This window comes from Micromonospora sp. URMC 105 (assembly GCF_051386295.1).
Lineage (GTDB): Bacteria > Actinomycetota > Actinomycetes > Mycobacteriales > Micromonosporaceae > Micromonospora.
Map to the genome: position 1 here is coordinate 1 of NZ_JBPQTL010000126.1, position 14209 is coordinate 14209.

At 75.3% G+C, this 14209-nt stretch carries 12 protein-coding genes and 1 pseudogene; 7 read left to right on the top strand and 6 right to left on the bottom strand.

Annotation, left to right across the window (positions count from 1 at the left end):
- Nucleotides 1–53 precede the first annotated feature (53 nt).
- Nucleotides 54–881: a hypothetical protein gene (locus ACSNN7_RS26410; protein WP_436683668.1), complete on the bottom strand. Its 828-nt coding sequence runs from the start codon at nt 879–881 to the stop codon at nt 54–56.
- Nucleotides 882–1025: 144 nt separating this feature from the next.
- Between ACSNN7_RS26410 and ACSNN7_RS26415 the strand changes: the two genes are divergently transcribed.
- From ACSNN7_RS26415 to ACSNN7_RS26430, 4 genes are all read left to right on the top strand, one after another.
- Nucleotides 1026–2921, top strand: coding sequence for a BTAD domain-containing putative transcriptional regulator (locus ACSNN7_RS26415; protein ID WP_436683669.1), 1896 nt, complete (start codon nt 1026–1028; stop codon nt 2919–2921).
- Nucleotides 2922–2977: 56 nt separating this feature from the next.
- Nucleotides 2978–5098 (top strand): DEAD/DEAH box helicase, encoded by a 2121-nt coding sequence (locus ACSNN7_RS26420; RefSeq protein WP_436683670.1) that lies wholly within the window; start codon nt 2978–2980, stop codon nt 5096–5098.
- Nucleotides 5099–5326: 228 nt separating this feature from the next.
- The gene (locus ACSNN7_RS26425; RefSeq protein ID WP_436683671.1) at nt 5327–5554 is read left to right on the top strand and encodes a heavy-metal-associated domain-containing protein; all 228 of its coding nucleotides are present in this window, start codon (nt 5327–5329) and stop codon (nt 5552–5554) included.
- A 94-nt stretch (nt 5555–5648) separates the two neighbouring features.
- Nucleotides 5649–6596 (top strand): hypothetical protein, encoded by a 948-nt coding sequence (locus ACSNN7_RS26430; protein ID WP_436683673.1) that lies wholly within the window; start codon nt 5649–5651, stop codon nt 6594–6596.
- 25 nt (nt 6597–6621) lie between these two features.
- Here ACSNN7_RS26430 and ACSNN7_RS26435 read toward each other — a convergent pair whose 3' ends face one another.
- Nucleotides 6622–7038, bottom strand: a complete 417-nt coding sequence (locus ACSNN7_RS26435; RefSeq protein WP_436683674.1) for a helix-turn-helix domain-containing protein — start codon at nt 7036–7038, stop codon at nt 6622–6624.
- A 256-nt stretch (nt 7039–7294) separates the two neighbouring features.
- Between ACSNN7_RS26435 and ACSNN7_RS26440 the strand changes: the two genes are divergently transcribed.
- Nucleotides 7295–7735 carry a hypothetical protein gene (locus ACSNN7_RS26440; RefSeq protein WP_436683676.1) on the top strand — a complete coding sequence of 147 codons (441 nt, stop codon included), beginning with the start codon at nt 7295–7297 and terminating at the stop codon, nt 7733–7735.
- Between the two features lie 51 nt (nt 7736–7786).
- On the opposite strand, the gene ACSNN7_RS26445 is transcribed toward ACSNN7_RS26440, so the two are convergent.
- Both ACSNN7_RS26445 and ACSNN7_RS26450 read right to left on the bottom strand, forming a co-directional pair.
- On the bottom strand, nt 7787–8944 hold the full coding sequence (locus ACSNN7_RS26445) for a class I SAM-dependent methyltransferase (protein ID WP_436683677.1): 1158 nt from the start codon (nt 8942–8944) through the stop codon (nt 7787–7789).
- A 193-nt stretch (nt 8945–9137) separates the two neighbouring features.
- The gene (locus ACSNN7_RS26450) at nt 9138–10823 is read right to left on the bottom strand and encodes a DEAD/DEAH box helicase (protein WP_436683679.1); all 1686 of its coding nucleotides are present in this window, start codon (nt 10821–10823) and stop codon (nt 9138–9140) included.
- Nucleotides 10824–11114: 291 nt separating this feature from the next.
- Between ACSNN7_RS26450 and ACSNN7_RS26455 the strand changes: the two genes are divergently transcribed.
- Nucleotides 11115–11762 carry a ferritin-like fold-containing protein gene (locus ACSNN7_RS26455; RefSeq protein ID WP_436683680.1) on the top strand — a complete coding sequence of 216 codons (648 nt, stop codon included), beginning with the start codon at nt 11115–11117 and terminating at the stop codon, nt 11760–11762.
- 51 nt (nt 11763–11813) lie between these two features.
- Here the strand turns inward: ACSNN7_RS26455 and ACSNN7_RS26460 are convergent, their stop codons facing one another.
- Together ACSNN7_RS26460 and ACSNN7_RS26465 are read right to left on the bottom strand one after the other, a co-directional pair.
- Nucleotides 11814–12041, bottom strand: a complete 228-nt coding sequence (locus tag ACSNN7_RS26460) for a DUF3107 domain-containing protein (protein ID WP_334449574.1) — start codon at nt 12039–12041, stop codon at nt 11814–11816.
- Nucleotides 12042–12106: 65 nt separating this feature from the next.
- Nucleotides 12107–12745: a TetR/AcrR family transcriptional regulator gene (locus tag ACSNN7_RS26465; protein WP_357909872.1), complete on the bottom strand. Its 639-nt coding sequence runs from the start codon at nt 12743–12745 to the stop codon at nt 12107–12109.
- A gap of 150 nt (nt 12746–12895) precedes the next feature.
- Between ACSNN7_RS26465 and ACSNN7_RS26470 the strand changes: the two are divergent.
- A pseudogene (locus ACSNN7_RS26470) lies at nt 12896–14209 on the top strand (hypothetical protein); the annotation flags it as partial.

Here is a 14209-nt window from a genome sequence, read left to right on the forward strand (position 1 = left end):
GTGTATAAGAGACACCCCCGTGTGGCCGCGACACCCGGTCGTCATGTCGTCGATCAGCCGTTGAGCATCTCGTACGCCAGCTTCGTCGCCGGCTGCGCGGCCTTGCCGCTGGGCGCGGCGAGCTTCGGCGCCGAGCCGTAGTCGACGTACTTCACGACGTACGTCCAGGCCTTCGCCTTGCCGGCGGCCGGCACGTCCAGGGTGAGCGAGGCGAGGTTGCCGTCCGGGCCGACGACGGCCGTGAAGGGCACCTGCCGGGCCGCGTCGCCGAGCGCCGCCACCTCCTCCTCACCCACCGCCTCGGCCGCCTCGCCACTGGTCAGGTCGACGACCCCGGCGTACGTCCGGTCGCTCTTCTCCGTCACCGTGGTGGCGGCCTCGATGAGCGGCCCGGCGTTGCCGATGTCCACCCCCTCGTACGTCGGCGTGCTCTCCGGGTCGGTCAGCTTGGCGCGGTTCAGCTCCATCCAGCGGTTCGGCAGCTTCGGCAGCCCGGTGAGCCCCTCGGTGCCGGTGAACTTGACCTTCATCCAGATTCGCTCCTGCACCACCAGGAACGACATCCGGGTGGTGAAGCCGTGCTCCGGGTCCTTCACCGCGGCGGTGAGGTCGATCCCCTTCGCCTCCGGGTCCACCACGCCCGACAGGTCCGAGGTGGCGTCCTTGCCGCTGAACCGGAACGCGCCCTCGCTGCCGTCCGGCACCGCCGCGAGGAGCGACTGCTTGGGCGTGGCGGCCGGGCTCGAGGCGGTCCCGCCGGCCCCGGAATCCGTCCCGTTCGTGCCGCACCCGGTGAGCAGGGTGGTCGCGGTGAGGACCGCGGCCAGGGTGCCGGCGCTGCGCCGGACGGTGCGGCCGCGGCCGGTTCCGTTCGTCATCATGATCTCTTTCCTTCACGAGGTGTGGCCTCTGCCGGGACCGATGCTGCCGGGCCGTACGGCGGAACCACTGCCGATATGCTGCGGTCCGACTGCCGTGCACTGCCGTGGCGCACGCAGCGGGGGTGTCAGGAGCGGGAAACTCGCATGTCAGGGACGCTGCGCTTCGAGATTCTCGGGCCCCAGCGGGCCTGGTACGGCGAACGGGAGATCGACCTCGGGCCGGGCAAGCAGCGCGCCGTGCTGGCCGTGCTGCTGCTCGCCGCCGGCCGTCCGGTCACCACCGGGCAGATCGTGGACGCGGTCTGGCCGGACGAGCCGCCGGCCAACGGCACCAACGTGGTGCAGAAGTACGTCGCCGGGCTGCGCCGGGTGATCGAGCCGGAGCGGTCGCCGCGCAGCCCGGGACAGGTGCTGACGCTGACCGACGCCGGTTACCAACTCCGCGTCGGGCCGGAGGCGGTCGACGCCGTGCGGTTCGAGCGGGGCATCCGCCGGGCCGAGCGGCTCCGCGCGGAGGGCCGGGCCGTCGAGGCGGTCGGCGAGCTGAAGTCCGCCCTGGAGCTGTGGCACGGCGAGCCGCTCACCGGTTTCGCCGGGTCGTACTTCGAGTCCGCCCGGCAACGCTGGGTCGAGCTGCGGGCCGGTGCCCTGGAGAGCAGGGCAGACCTGGAGCTGCGGCTGGGCCGGCACCGCGAGCTGATCGGCGAACTGGTGGACCTGACCGCGGAGTTCCCGGTGCGGGAGCGGCTGCGGCACCAGTTGATGCTGGCGTTGTACCGCAGCGGGCGGCAGGCCGAGGCGTTGGCCGCCTTCCGGGAGTTCGACGAGATGCTGCGCGACGAGTACGGCATCGAGCCGGGCGACGTGCTGCAGGACCTGCACCGGCGGATGCTCCGCTCCGACCCGGCGCTCGTGGGGCCCACTGCGGTGTCACTGCCGTCGACTGCCGTCGAGGTGGCCGAGCCGCCGGAGCCGCCTCCGGCCCCCGCGTCCCCGCCGGCCGGACCGCCCACGGCGCCCCCGCCGCCGGCACCAGCCGGTGCGGCCCCGTCGCCGCCGGAACCGCCCACCGGGGCGTCACCACCGCCCGAGCCGACCGCCGCGGCGTTCCTTCCGTCCGGTCCGCCGGCCCCACCGCCGCCGGCCGCCACGTCGCCGGCCGCGGTGACGCCGGGCGCCGGTGCGCCGCCGGGCGTCCCGGCGCCCGCCGGGCCGCCGCCGGTCAGCTCGCCGCCCGCCGGCGCGGCGCCCCCGCCCGGGTACGGTCCACCGCCGGTCTTTCCGCCCCCGCTCGCCACCGGCCTGCCCGCAGCCACCGGCAAGCGCTCGCGGCCGCCGTCGCCGGGCTGGGCGAGTGCGACCGCCACCATCGCCGGTACGGCGCTCGTCCTGCTCTCCTTCGGCTGCTTCACCTGGCTGGTGATGCTGACCTACGCCGCCTGGCGGCGCAGTTGGCGCCTCGCGCTCGTCGGCGTCGGCTACCTGGTCGCCCTGGTGGCCGAGGTGTCGATGCTCGACCTGGAGAACCCGGACGCGGAGGTGCCCGGGATCGAGGCGGTGCTCTTCCTCGGCCTGGTCGTGGTCACCTGGCTGGTCGGGGCGGCGCACGTGGTGCTGCTCAGCCGCGGGGTCTGGGCGGCGCTCACCGGTGGGCAGGGCAGTGCGAAGTTCCGCGCCGAAGAGGAGCGGCGGATCCGCCGGGAACACGCTCGATACCTGCTCTACCACTACCCGGCGGCCCGCAACGACCTGCGGATCGGGCGGCCTGACCTGCCCCGTACGTTCGACGACGGCGGCCTGATCGACGTCAACGCCGTCCCGGAGCAGGTGCTCGCCGGCCTGCCCGGCCTGACCGCCGACGAGTGCCGCCAGATCGCGGTGGACCGCTGGCTCCGGGGGCCGTACGCCTCCCTGGAGGAACTCGCCGGTCGCTGCCTGCTGCCGCCGACCGCCACCGACCGGCTCCGGGAACTGCTGTTCTTTCTGCCCTCGACGGGGGCAGCCCCCGCGCCCGAACGGACGCCACCGGCCGGATCGTGACCGGGACCTCCCGTGCGAACCGGGGCGTGGTCACCCGGCGCTGGTAGAAATGCCGGATGAGCCAGGATCGGGTGGCGGTACGGGAACGAGCCGAGGCGGTGCTGCGCCGGCTGGCCGGCGAGCACGCCCGGCTCCGCGAGGACCAGTGGCGGGCGATCGAGGCCCTGGTGGTGGACCGGCGGCGGGTGCTCTGCGTGCAGCGCACCGGCTGGGGCAAGTCCGCGGTCTACTTCGTGGCCACCGCCCTGCTGCGGGAGCGCGGCGAGCACGGTCCGACCGTCATCGTCTCGCCGCTGCTGGCGCTGATGCGCAACCAGGTGGAGTCGGCGGCCCGGGCGGGCATCCGGGCCCGCACCATCAACTCCGCCAACCTGGACGAGTGGGACGAGATCACCGCCGAGATCCACGCCGGTGCGGTGGACGTGCTGCTGATCAGCCCGGAACGGCTCAACAATCCGGACTTCCGGGACACCGTGCTGCCGAGGCTGGCCGCCACCACCGGGTTGCTGGTGGTGGACGAGGCGCACTGCGTCTCCGACTGGGGACACGACTTCCGGCCGGACTACCGCCGGCTGCGGACCTTCCTCGGCAACCTGCCCGAGCGCACCCCGGTGCTCGCCACCACCGCCACGGCCAACGAACGGGTCACCGCCGACGTCGCCGAGCAGCTCGGTGACGCCCTGGTGCTGCGCGGCACCCTCGACCGCGAGTCGCTGCGGCTGGGCGTACTGGACCTGCCCAGCCCGGCGCACCGGCTGGCCTGGCTCGCCGACCACCTGGACCGGCTCCCCGGCTCCGGGATCGTCTACACCCTGACCGTGGCGGCGGCGAGGGAGACCGCCGAGTTCCTCCGCTCGCGCGGCTGGTCGGTGGCCTCCTACACCGGGCAGGCCGAGGACGCCGACCGGCGCGCCGCCGAGCAGGACCTGCTGGACAACAAGATCAAGGCGCTGGTCGCCACCTCCGCGCTGGGCATGGGCTTCGACAAGCCGGACCTCGGCTTCGTGGTGCACCTCGGCGCGCCGCCCTCGCCGATCGCCTACTACCAGCAGGTCGGCCGCGCCGGGCGGGCCGTCGAGCACGCCGAGGTGCTGCTGCTGCCCGGCGTCGAGGACGCGGCCATCTGGCGCTACTTCGCCTCGCTCGCCTTCCCTCCCGAGGAGCAGGTGCGGGCGGTGCTCGCCGCGCTGCACACCGACCGGCCGCTCTCCACCCAGGCCCTCGAACCGATCGTCGACCTGCGCCGGGCCCGCCTGGAGCTGATGCTCAAGGTGCTCGACGTCGACGGCGCGGTCCGCCGGGTACGCGGCGGCTGGCTCGCCACCGGCGAGCCCTGGGTCTACGACGAGGCCCGGTTGCGCCGCGTCGCCCAGGCACGCACCGCCGAGCAGCAGGCCATGCGGGAGTACGCGACCACACCCGGCTGCCGGATGCGGTACCTGCGCGAGTGCCTGGACGACACCGGGGCGGCCGACTGCGGCCGGTGCGACCGCTGCGCCGACCCGCTGTTCACGCCCGAGGTCTCCGACGCCGCGCTGACCGCCGCGCAGACCTTCCTGGGTCGCCCCGGGGTGGAGATCCCGCCGAAGAAGCTCTGGCCGACCGGGCTGGACGCGGTCGGCGTACCCCTCAAGGGGCGGATTCCCCCCGGCGAGCAGGCGCTGGCCGGGCGGGCCGTCGGGCGCCTGTCGGACCTGGGCTGGGGTGGTCGGCTGCGCGGCCTGGTCGGCCCGGAGGCGGCGGACGGCCCGGTTCCCGACGACGTGGCGGCGGCGGTGGTCGAGGTGCTCAAGGTGTGGGCGCGCGGCGACGACCCGTGGCCACGCCGCCCGGTCGGCGTGGTCGCCGTCGGGTCCCGCACGCACCCCGAGCTGGTCGACTCGCTCGCCGAGCGGATCGCCACGGTGGGCCGGCTGCCGCTGCTCGGCCGGGTGGTCCCGACCGGGTCCGCCGGGGCCGGCGGTTCGCGCGGCAACAGCGCCCAGCGGGTACGCGCGCTGCACGACGCGTTCGTCGTGCCGGACGAGCTGGCCGACGCGCTGGCCGGACTGGACGGGCCGGTGCTGCTCGTCGACGACCTGGTCGACTCCGGCTGGACGGTGACCATGGTGGCCCGGCTGCTGCGCCGGTCGGGCGCCCCGGACGTGCTCCCGCTCGCACTCGCCGTCGCCGGCTGACGGCGCTCGGCCCCCTGCCGGCTCTGCTGCCCTCCAGGCGACAGCGACGTCGCGCGCTCTGCTGCCTTCCAGGCGACAGTGACGTCGCCCGCCTGCCGCGTCCGCGGCAGCAGAGCTGGTCGTCGGCGCGACCGGGCGGGAAAGTTCCCGGCTCGGGCGGATTGCGACCGTTGCCACGGTCGGCGGCCGGACGCCGGTCGACGCCCGCGGCGGCGGTAACGTGGGCGCATGGCCCAGGAAACCGTCACGCAGACCTATGCCGTCACCGGGATGACCTGCGAGCACTGCGTGCGCGCGGTGACCGAGGAGCTGTCCGCGCTGCCCGGCGTCGACGAGGTGCGCGTCGACCTGGCGGCCGGCACCGCGACGGTGACCAGCACCGCGCCGCTGCCGGAGGAGTCGGTCCGGGCCGCCGTGGACGAGGCGGGGTACGAACTGGCCGTCGGCGGTGTCTGAGCACCCGGCTCCTCCCGAGCCCGTTGCCGGCGAGCGCCTCGGGGTCAGCGACGCCGGGCGGGCGGATGACGCGCGCCCACCGGTGGGGGCCGACGTGCTCGACGGACTCCCGGCCGGGGTGGTCGGCGGGCACCCGGCGGGAGCGGATCGGAGCACGCTGCGGCTGGCGCTGACCGTCGGCGGGCTGGTGCTCGCGGTGCTGCTCGGCTTCGGTCTCGGCCGGACCAACCCCGGCCCGGCCACGCCCTCGGCGACGAGCGCTGCCGCGGCCACCGACGACCATTCGCACGCCCCGGGCACCGGCCCGCACGACCACGGCACCGGCCAGGCCGCCGACAGCGGCGCGGGCGGGTTCTCGGTCAGCTCCGCCGGCTACACGCTCACCCCGTCGGCCGTGCAGTTCGGTGCCGGCCGGGCCGGCGAGTTCCGTTTCCAGGTACGCGACGAGCGGCGGCGGCCGGTCACCCGGTTCGCCGTCGTGCACGACAAGCCGATGCACCTGATCGTGGTGCGCCGGGACCTCACCGGTTACCAGCACCTGCACCCGACGATGGCGGCCGACGGCACCTGGTCCGTACCGCTGACCCTGGCACAGCCGGGCGTCTGGCGGGCGTACGCCGACTTCACCGCGGTCGCCGACGACGGCCGGCAGACCGCGGTCACCCTCGGGGTGGATCTGGTCGCCCCCGGCGGCTACGCCCCCCGGCCGCTGCCCGCCCCGGCCACCACCACGACCGTCGACGGCTTCACCGTCGGCTACGAGGGCACCCCGGAGGTCGGCCGGGCGCTCCCGCTGCGGTTCCGGGTCGGCACCGGCGACGCCCCCGCCGCGCTGGAGCGCTACCTCGGCGCGTACGGCCACCTGGTCGCCCTGCGCGAGGGCGACCTGGGCTACCTGCACGTGCACCCGCTCGCGGGGCCGGCGGGCGACACGGTCACCTTCCAGGTGACCGCGCCCGGCCCGGGCCGCTACCGGATGTACCTGGACTTCCAGGTGGCGGGCGTGGTGCGGACCGCGGAGTTCACCGTCACCGTGCCCTGACGGCGGTGCCCGGCAGTTCGGTCGCTCAGCCGGCCCGACGGACCGGCCGGCGGGCCAGGTAGCGGAGCAGGTCGCGGATGTGGTGCTTCTCCTCGGCCGGCACGCTCGGGTCGGCCAGCCGCTCCAGGATGACCCGTACGTCCGCCTCGACCGGGCCGTCGTCGATGCGGCGGCGCGGCGCGGGACCGGCGTCCGGCAGCCCGAGCGCCCGGAACGCCGCCGCGACCGGCAGGTCGAGGGCGGCGCAGAACCCGCGCACCTTGGCCAGCTCGGGATAGTCCTGCCAGTCGCCGGCGAGCCAGCGGAACACCGTGGACCGCCCGACGCCGGTGTGCGCCGCCAGGTCGCTCACCGTCCAACCCCGCTCGTCGCGGGCGTCGTCGATGGCTCGTCGCACGAACCGTGCGAACGCCATCTGCGGTGATACCTCTGCGGAGCCCATTCCTGCGGGGTCGTTCCTTCCCGGCCGGATCCCAGATTCGATGCGCCGCTCCCAGGGTAGTACGACACGGCGTCGGAGCAATTGACCGATCGACCCGTCGGTCCCGTCCGCGGGACCACCCGGTTCGTCGGCGTCGACCCGGGCGTCGAGGGGCGCGCCGAGTCCGGCGTCGATTGCCAGATATCAACTAAGCTCGACGCGCCGACGTCGTCAGCGACGTGGCGCCGACGAGCCCGGGACACCGATGAGGAGCAGCATGGCCGACCCCGTCCGTCCGGTGCCGCACCGCCCGGGTGCGGTCAGTGTCTTCTTCGTGGCCAAGGCCGCCGTGTTCGCCCTCGGCTTCTGGATCTGGCTGCTCGTGCTGGTGCTGAACGGCGACGAGGCGACCGGGGCGCACGTCCTCGCCGCGACCGGCGCGATCACCACCACCCTGGTCGGTGTCGTGCTCGGCGCCCGGCTGGCCCTGCAGCGCAGCGCCGCCGTCCGGCACGCCGAACTGAAGCGGCTGCTGGTCGACATCTCCTGGAACGCCTTCACCGCCGCCGGCAACGCCGAGACGTCGGGCACGGTCGTCCCGTTCCCCTCGGTGTCGAGCGACGACGAGCACCCGCCGCGGGAGCGGGTCTCCGTGGTCGACCGGGTGCAGGCCGGCGAGCGGCCGGGGCGGGACCGGGGCGGCGACCGGCGCCGCTGACCCGCGCCGCCCACGGGCGGGTGCCGCCGCCGGGCCGCCTCGGCCCCGGTCTCAGGCCGGCCGGTCGGCCTCGGTCAGCAGGGTCTCCAGGCGTGGCGTGATCCGCCACTGATCCACCAGCGCGCGGTACTCGGCCCGCTGCTCGTCGGTGGGCGCGGTGCCGGTACGGCGAGCCCGGATCAGCAGGTTCCGTGGGGTGTGCCGGGAGTCGACGAACTCCACCACCTCGGCCCGGTAGCCGCGCAGCCGGAGCAGACCGGCCCGCAGCGAGTCGGTGAGCACGTCCGCGAAGCGCTCCCGCAGGATGCCCTGCCGGGTCAGCAGCTCGTACGGCGCGGGGGCCGGGTGGGCGCGCAGTTGCGCGGCGAGGTCGTGGTGGCAGCACGGGGCGGCGAGCACCCAGCGGGCGTTCCACCGCACCGCGCGGGCCAGCGCCTCGTCGGTGGCGGTGTCGCAGGCGTGCAGCGCCAGCACCAGGTCGGGAGCGGGCTCGACCACGGCGTCGGCGATGGTGCCGGCCACGAAGGAGACCCGGTCCGCCCAGCCGAGCCGCTCGGCCAGCTCGGTGTTGCGCCGGCGCTGGTCCTCGCGGACGTCCACGCCGACCAGCTCGACGTCGAGGCCCCGCTGGGTCAGGTAGCGGTGGGCGGCGAAGGTCAGGTACGCGTTGCCGCAGCCCAGGTCCACCACCCGCAGCGGGCCGGTCAGCTCGTCGGGGAGGGTGGCGGCGAGCGCGCGCAGGAACGCGTCGACCTGGCGGCGCTTGGCGGCCGACCCGCCGATCTCGGCGAAGATCGGGTCGCCCGGGTCGAGCAGGTACTCCTTGGCCCGGTCGTGCCCGCCCGGCTCCGCGGCCGGCCGGCTCGCCGCGGCCCGGTGCACCTGGGCCTCGCCGGACTTGGTCACCCGGAGCTGGAGCGTGGCGTCGGCCGTCTCCACGTGCCAGTTGCCGAACGGCTCGGCCAGCAGCGCGTCGACCGCCGCATCGGCCTCCGCGCCGGGGGCCACGTTGCGGGTGTACGGCCGGGCGCCGTCGGAGGTGGAGATCTGCAACCGGGGGCCGGCCTTCAGGGCGACCGGGCGCAGTTCGGCGCGGACCACCGAGGGGCGCTGCCCGCGGCGGCGGCCGGCGGCGACCGCGCGGGTCAGTGCGGGGTCGAGCAGCAGCGCCCGGACCTCGGTCAGGGCGGCGTCCAACGGTTCCGGCATCCCACCATCTTCCTTGCTGGTCGGGGCGACCCGTCGGCAGGCCACCGCAGGGTGCCCTGCGTCGCTCGTCCACCGCGCCCGCCCACCCCTCCTTCGGCGGATCGGCCGGACGGCTCGGGCGGGCAGCCGCACCGGAAAAGGCGACGTCCCCCGCACCGGTGGCCGGTGCGGGGGACGTCGGGTGTCGCAGAGGTCAGTCGGCGATGGCCTCGGCCGGCGTACCGGCACCGGAGCCACCACGGCGGCGCCGGCGGCGGCGCGGCTTCGACGCCTCGCCCTCGGCGGCGGCCACGGCCGGCTCCGGGGAGCCGCCCTCGGTGGCGACCGCTGCGGTCGACTCGCCCACGACCGTCTCGCCGGCCCGGCGGCGACGCCGGCGGCGCGGGGTGCGCGTGCCCTCCTCGGCAGCGGCGGCGTCGACCGGCGTCTCGGCCTCCGGCGTACCCGCGTCCGAGCGACCGTCGCGCCGGCGCTCGCCCCGAGCCCGGCCCTCACCGCGGCCCTCGGTGCGGGAGTCGCCGCGCCGGGAGCCCCGGCCGCCGCTCTCGCCGCGCCGTGGCCGGCCGCCCAGGTCTTCCTCGACCTCGGCGGAGAGCCCGGCGCGGGTCCGCTCGGCGGTCGGCAGGGTGCCGGAGATCTCGGTGGAGATGCCCAGGTCGGTGTAGAGGTGCGCCGAGGTGTGGTACGTCTCCGGCGGCTCCGGCATGTCCAGGCCGAGCGTCTTGTCGATGATCCGCCAACGGGGCATGTCGTCCCAGTCGACGAAGGTCACCGCGACGCCCGTGGCCCCGGCCCGGCCGGTACGGCCGATCCGGTGGGTGTAGGTGTCCTGGTCCTCGGGGCAGTCGTAGTTGATGACGTGGGTGACGCCACTGACGTCGATGCCCCGGGCCGCCACGTCGGTGGCGACCAGCGTGTCGATCTTCCCGGCCCGGAACGCCCGCAGCGCCCGCTCCCGGGCGCCCTGGCCCAGGTCGCCGTGCACGGCGGCCACCGCGAAGCCGCGGAAGTCGAGGTCCTCGGCCACCCGGTCGGCGGCCCGCTTGGTACGGGTGAAGATCATGGTCAGCCCGCGCCCCTCGGCCTGGAGGATCCGGGCCACGATCTCGATCTTGTTCATCGAGTGGGTGCGGTAGGCCAGCTGCTGGGTCTGCGGCGACGGGCCGGTCTCGGCGGTGTGCCCGGCGTGGATCGTCATCGGCCGGCGCAGGAAGCGCCGGGACAGCGTGACGATCGGGTCCGGCATGGTGGCCGAGAAGAGCATCGTCTGCCGGTCCTCCGGCAGCATCGCCAGGATCTTCTCGACGTCGTCCAGGAAGCCCAGGTCGAGCATCCGGTCGGCCTCGTCGAGGACCAGCGCGCGCACCCGGTCGAGCCGCAGGTGCTTCTGCTTCTGCAGGTCCATCAGCCGGCCGGGCGTGCCGACCAGGATCTCCACGCCCTTGCGCAGCGCGTCGATCTGCGGCTCGTACGCCACGCCGCCGTAGATCGGCAGCACCCGGACGCCCCGGGTCCGGCCCGCGGCGGCGAGGTCCTTGGCGACCTGGATGCCCAGCTCGCGGGTGGGGACGACGACCAGGGCCTGCGGCACACCGTCACTGCCCTCGCTCGGCGCGAAGACCCGCTCCAGCAGCGGCACGCCGAAGCCGAGGGTCTTGCCGGTGCCGGTCGGCGCCTGGCCGATCATGTCGGTGCCGCGCAGCGCGATCGGGATCGCGTACTCCTGGATCGCGAAGGCGCGGGTGATGCCCGCCGCGGCCAGGGCCTCGACGGTCTCGGGCCGCGCACCGAGCGCGGCGAAGGTAGGGGCCTCCGGACGGACCGGGGCGGTGGGGGCCAGTTCGTGGCCGCCCAGCTCTTCGAGAATCTGTTCGCTCATCTGGATCTGGGGGTGCCCTCTCGTGGTGCGCCCCGTCTTGTCCTCAGGGCGCGTTCGGTATGGCGCGGGCCACGCGGTCGGCGGCGGAATCGCCGAGCCGGACCGGGCCGCACGCGCGCCGCAGGCAGGACTTCGATCAGATCGGCGCCCGCGGCAACTGCTCCATACTACCCGAGCGGCCCCGCAGGAGTCCCCGAGCGCGGTGACCGGGTCTCCGGCGGGGGTGATAATTGTGACCTGTGTCACAGGCTGCGGCTCTCGATGTGCCGGTCTGGGCGGTACCCTGCGCTCGTGTCCGCCTCGACAACCCCCGAGGCCGTGGTCGACCTGCTCGCTCTGGTCGCCTACGGCGAGCTGCTCGCCTTCGACCGGCTGGCCGCCGACGCCCGGCTCGCTCCCGACCTGCGCCGCCGGGCCGCGCTGAGCGAGATGGCCGCCGCCGAGATCGGCAACTACCGGCGCCTCGCGGACTGGCTCACCGCGCTCGGGGCGACACCCGACGACGTGATGGCCCCGTACGTCGGGCCCCTGCAGGCGTACCACGACTCCACCGAACCGAAGGACTGGCTGGAGGCGGTGACGAAGGCGTACGTCGGGGACGCCATCACCGACGACTTCCTCGGCGAGATCGCCGACCGGCTGGACGAGCCGTACCGGCGGCTGGTGCGCGACGTGCTGCACGAATCCCGGTACGCCGACTTCGCCGCCGCCGAGATCCGGGCCGCGATCGAGGCCGACCCGCGGGTGGCGAACCGGCTCTCCATGTGGGCCCGCCGGCTCGTCGGTGAAGCGCTCTCCCAGGCGGGCCGGGTCGCGGCGGCGGACCGGGGCGCACTGACCGCGCTGATCGTGCGGGACGGCACCGACGTGCAGGCGATGTTCCGCCGGCTCACCGCCGGGCACACCGCCCGGATGGCCGCCGTCGGGCTGAACAACTGACGGTCGGGCCCGGCCCACGGCGGGCGTACCCGCCGTGGGGGCCGGACCGGATCAGCGGACGGTGAACCCGACCGCCCGCGGGGACGCCTCGGCGATCTCGACGTAGGCGACCTTGCTGACCGGCACGATGACCCGCCGGCCCTTCTCGTCGGTCAGGGACAGCGTCCCCTCGTCCTTGCCGAAGGCGTCGGTCACGATCTGCTCGATCTCGGCCGGCGACTGCGCGCTCTCCAGAACCAGCTCGCGCGGCGCGTACTGCACGCCGATCTTGACCTCCACTGTGCCTCCTCAGGTGGGCGAAAGAGCCGCCGATGGGAAGGCTATCCGATCTCGGGGCCGGATGTTCAGGCTGACTCACCTTGCAGCGGGAAGCTCGCGATCCCGCGCCACGACAGCGCCGCGACCAGCGCCTCCGCCTCCGCCTTGGGCACCTGCCGGCCACCGGCCAGCCAGAACTGGGCGGCGGTCTCGGCGGCACCCACCAGCCCGGAGGCGAGCAGCTCGGCGTGCGCCCGGCTGACGCCGGTGTCCGAGATGATGGTGTCGGTGATCGCCGCGATGGCGCCCTGCTCGACCCGCTCGACGCGCTGCCGCACCGCCGGGTCGTTGCGCAGGTCCGACTCGAAGACGAGCCGGAACGCCTCGCTCTCGTGGTCGACGAAGTCGAAGTACGCCCGGACCGAGGCCTGGACCCGCTCCTTGTTGTCGTTGGTCCCGCGCATCGCGTCGTGCACCTTGGCGACTATGGCGTCGCAGTGCGTGTCGAGCAGCGCCAGGTAGAGCTCCATCTTGCCGGGAAAGTGCTGGTAGAGCACCGGCTTGGAGACTCCCGCCCGCTCGGCGATGTCGTCCATCGCAGCGGCGTGGTAACCCTGCGCGACGAACACCTCCTGCGCCGCCGCGAGCAACTGCTTACGGCGCGCCGAACGGGGCAGCCTGGTGGGCCGGCCTGCGGTCTGCGCACCGTTCCCCACAGCGGTCATGGGAACCTCCGAGTTTCTTCGTACGAGCCGGCACTTTTACCCCGTACCGGTCGGGGGCACGTGCCCCGGTCCCGGAATTGGCCCGCCGCTGTAACTTATCGCCACTGTCACCACACGGTAGCCTCAGCGGGGGCGACCAAGGAGCGCGCGGTGAGTGAAACAGGGCAACCCGGTGCCGCCACCCCGGGAGAGCACGGCGACGGGACGGGTCAGCACGACGACCTGGCCCGTTCCGTCAGCGGGTGGGCACCCCCGGCGACCGGGTGGTCCGAGGGGGCCGACACCCCCGCCTACCGGGACACCGTCGCCCCCTGGCACCGGTCCGAGCCGCCCACCGGTTGGGACGCCTCCTCCCCGCGCCACGGCGACCTGCCGGCGCCGCTGGCCGACCCCGAGCCCGACCCCGTGCCGCGCAACGGCCGGCCCCACCTCAACGGCGTCAGCCACCCCGGCGAGGAGCCGCGGTCCCGGTCCTCCCCGGTGAGCGCCCCGCCCGTCGACGCGCCCCGCTTCGGCGCCGGCCTGCGGGACTCCGACGGCGACCGGCTGGTCGTGCCGGCGCAGCGGCCGGTGCCGTCGACCGAACAGCAGCCGGCTTCGGCCGACCCGGACGCCGCCCGGCACTCCTCGGGGGAACCGCCCCGGGCCGGCCGCTGGGCGGAGGGCGGTTTCCCCACGTCCGCGCCGCCGGCCGTGCAGGTCCCGCCGGTCGGGACCGCCGCCTCCGGCTTCGAGGTCCCGCCGGGCTTCCACGCCCCCCAGCCGGACCGGGCCGAGGCCGATCCGTACCCGCCCGACTCGCCCCGCGCCTGGGCGGACCGTCGCCACTCCGACTCCCCGGCCGAGCCGGCCGGCCCCGGCGACGACGCGTCGGGGACGGGCTGGCAGCCGGCCGGGCCGACGGCCTACGAGGCGGGCACCGACCGTGGCGAACCGGAGCGGCGGGCCGAGGCGGGCCAGCCCGCCACCGAACAGCCCTACGACGGCCCCGGTCGCCGTGCCGCCGAGGAGCCGGACTGGTCCGGCCCGAGCTGGAACCGGCCGAGCTGGGGCGGCGGCTGGGCGCCGCCGTGGGCCCGCGAGGAGGAGCCGCCGGCGAGCCGCCGGACCCGGTCCGACCGGACGCCGGAGTGGTCCGCCGAGCCGGCCCGGCCGTACGAGCCGGTGCGCGCCGAGCCGGCCCGCCCGTACGAACCGGTGCGGGCCGAGCCGGCCCGCCCGTACGAGCCGGTGCGGACCGAGGAGCCCCGGCCGTACGAGTTGACCCGGGCCGAGCGGGAGGCCCGGGTGGAGCCGGCGATCGACCGGCCGGTTGCCGCGGAACGGTCCGCCGTGGACGGCCCCGCCGGGTGGGCGGGCGGCCGGTCCGCCACGGCGCCGCCCTCGGTCACCCCCCGCAGCGCCCCACCGGCCGGCGGAGCACTGGCCGGGGCGCTGGACGAGGCGGCGGGCGGGGCGCTGGCG